The following is a 2,852-nucleotide window of genomic DNA, read 5'->3' as shown; positions in this document are numbered from 1 at the left end:
TGGACGTCGCAGCGTCGGGATGCCTGGGACATGGTGCCCTCGATTCCCGAGCGCAGGGCGTACTGCTCCCGCCAGGCGGCGGTGGCCTGTTCGGCGCGCGGCCGTTGTTGGGCCTCGAACTGCGGGCGGGGGCGGAAGGTCAGGGACCGGGCGTTGACGGGCGATCGGGTGCAGTGGGCGCGTTGCGGGCAGGGAGTGCAGTCCGGGAGACGGAAGGTGACCTGGAAGCTTATTCAGAACTGTTTCCCCAGGTCGGAGGCTGGGGCGTGATCCACATGCCGCAGCACGCAGCCGCGTGCCGCACCACCAGGCTGTTCACGCGACCAGAAGGCATGATCAACCTGCCTTCGTGATCCTGAACTCCCCATGGTCCAAAGGGTTCTGAATAAGCTTCCAGGAGTGCGAGGTGTGCCGACAGACGCGCGAACAGCGGCGCCGACGACGCACCATGCTCAGGCGTGAGGCCGCGGGGCGGACCACGGGGTGGCTGGTCCACGAGCGCACCCGGGAGGCCCGCTCGATGCTCTCGCGCTACGCCGCCTGGCAGGCCCTGGGGCCAAACCCGCTGCCGCAGGGCCTCAAGATCCTGGAAGGGATGCGTGTGCACTTGGACGCGGTGCGCGTCCTGGATGCGGAGCTCAAGCGCCGCTACACGGCCGGGGCCGCGGCCCACCCGGTGGGCATCACCGAGCGGCAGGCAGCCGCATTCCGCCGACGCCTGTTCGCTGATCTGGGCAGTGGGCGCCGCAGCGTCGACGGGCTCCTGCTGTCCAACGACCGGTTACTGAGGCTGTGGGCGTGATGTCGTGAGGGTGAGGCCGGTTGCGGCGAGGCATGCGTCGATGAGTCCGGGGCGGTACTGAATCTCGCGGAGGCTGCGGCGGAGGGTCCGGATCAGGTGGTCGGGGTCGGTGAACGCGGTGTTGCACTGCGCCGAGCGCCGAACCAGTGACCAGATTCCTTCCGCCGGGTTCAAGTCCGGTGCATACGAGGGTAGCTGGAAGGAAGTGATCCAGTTATGAGCGTCGATGAAGGCCCGCAGCCGGGCGTCCAGATGCACGGTGAAGTCGATCCGGGGCGCGGTTCCTGTCTTGTTGTCGGCGTACACCTGAACGTGGCCCCGGCAAGATTTTCGTGAAGCGAGGGTGTGACTCTCTGCGCCGGTGACACTCCGTCACGGGTAGCGGCGCCGGAGGTGCGCCATGAGGATGACGCGTTGGCGGAGGAGCGGAACTCCTGCTCGGCCCGCCATGATCCGCTTCTGGAGTTTCAGGTCCGTGATCCGGCCTTCGTTGACACCGGAGTTGAATGGAGTGGTGATCCCCTGCACGACCGCGGCATGGTCCTCGCGGAGGGCTTTGGCCAGGCCGGCCAGGGCTGGGAGGCGGGAGGCTTCGAGTTGCTCCAGCCAGTCCGGCAGCAGGGCAGCGTCGCGGGCGTCGAGCATGGCCGCGAACTGCCGTGCCAGGTCGTGAGTTCGGTCCAGTTCCGGGCAGTGATCGAACAGTCGGCGAAGTGCCTCGGTGGCATGCAGGCCGCGTCGATTCGGTGCGGTGGTGATCCACCGGGCGACCTGGCGGGGTGAGGGCGGCCGCTCGCGAGGTGTGGCGATCGGCATACCGCGACGTAGCGGCGCGATGGCCATCTTGACTCGCTGATAGTGGCCCGCGTAGCCCTTGGCGGTGATCTCCTGGTGCAGCACGGTCGCGGTGTGCTCGCCCTCCTCCCAGCGTTGGCGCAGATACTCCAGATACGGGTCGAGGCTCGTGGACCGGCGAGGGGGGATGCGCCGGACGCACTCCTGCCAGCAGGCAGCGCGGGCGTACTTGGCCACGGTGCGTCGGTTCAGTCCCAGCTCACGGGCCATGGCGCTGAGCGAACGGCCCGAGTCGGAGACCGCGTGCACCGCTTCAAACAGCCGCTTGGCGTGACGGCGGGCGGGAGTATCGGCAGTCACGGACCGGTCCGTCGGCGGTGGCAGGGTCGGTTCGGGCTCGGGGACCGCGGCGGGCAGGCAGCCGCGGTGGGCGGCGGCGATGTCCGAGACCCGTTTCGACAGCCCCTGCCAGAGGTGGAAGCGGTCACTGACCTGTACCGCATCCGGGGCCCCATCGGTGATGCCCTGCCGGTAGACGAGTGAGCCGTCCCGGCACACCACCTGGACGCCAGGATGCGAACGCAGCCAGCCAGCCACCTGCTCGGCGTCGCGCCCGGCCCACAACTCGATCGGCAGCCGCGTGTCGGCATCCACCAGCAGCGTGCCGTAGACGTCCGCGTACAAAGCGAAGTCGTCCACGCCCAATACCCGCGGGGTCACCGTCGACGGTAGCCGCATGCGCATCAGGTGAAACAACACGCTCGTCCGTGACAGCGGCGTCTTCAGAATGCGCAGGAGCCGGGCCCCGCCGCGGCCAGCCAGTAACACTGCGGCCATCTCCACGAGTTGCTGCAGCAGCGGACTGCGCCGCTGGTAGCGCACCGTCAGCCCCTTGACCTGCTCGGCAAAGGTCCGCCGCCCGCAGCGCGGGGCGTCGCAGAACAACCGCCGCACCGTCAGGCTGACCAGCACTGGGCGGCCACCGGCGGCGACGTCGGCCAGCGTGCGGGAGTACCGGCTGTGCACCCGCACCGACCCGCGACCGCAGTCCGGACACGCCACCGTCAACTCGCGGGTACAGGCGGCGACACGGACCACTCCACCCGCCGACCACACCCGCTCCACCCGCACCGCATCCAGATGCGGAGCCCACGTTTGGCTCTGTCGATGACTGCCGAGAGCGCGTGTTGCCGAGTTTCGACAGCAGTTGGCGATCGCCATGCTGGGAAATGTTGGTGAGTTTCGACAGCGGGTC

General features: G+C 68.7%; 3 protein-coding genes and 1 pseudogene. 1 reads left to right on the top strand and 3 read right to left on the bottom strand.

Features of this window, described 5'->3' with window-relative positions; translation table 11 throughout:
* A partial coding sequence (locus IG74_RS54970) for a transposase (protein WP_199818989.1) occupies positions 1-233 on the bottom strand: 233 nt, incomplete at its 3' end.
* A 173-nt stretch (positions 234-406) separates the two neighbouring features.
* Between IG74_RS54970 and IG74_RS0144175 the strand changes: the two genes are divergently transcribed.
* Entirely contained in the window at positions 407-802 is a 396-nt protein-coding gene (locus IG74_RS0144175) for a hypothetical protein (RefSeq protein WP_158858112.1), read from the top strand.
* On the opposite strand, the pseudogene IG74_RS0144170 reads toward IG74_RS0144175, so the two are convergent.
* Together IG74_RS0144170 and IG74_RS50590 are read right to left on the bottom strand one after the other, a co-directional pair.
* A pseudogene (locus IG74_RS0144170) lies at positions 782-1,060 on the bottom strand (transposase); the annotation flags it as partial. The gene IG74_RS0144175 and the pseudogene IG74_RS0144170 sit on opposite strands and share 21 nt — an antisense overlap.
* A 114-nt stretch (positions 1,061-1,174) precedes the next feature.
* Positions 1,175-2,818, bottom strand: coding sequence for an ISL3 family transposase (locus IG74_RS50590; RefSeq protein WP_234334679.1), 1,644 nt, complete (start codon positions 2,816-2,818; stop codon positions 1,175-1,177).
* Positions 2,819-2,852: the final 34 nt, after the last annotated feature.

It is taken from the genome of Streptomyces sp. NRRL B-1347 (assembly GCF_000720325.1).
Taxonomy (GTDB): domain Bacteria; phylum Actinomycetota; class Actinomycetes; order Streptomycetales; family Streptomycetaceae; genus Streptomyces.
Note: the sequence above shows the minus strand (reverse complement) of the source record. Positions and strands in the feature narration are given on the sequence as shown.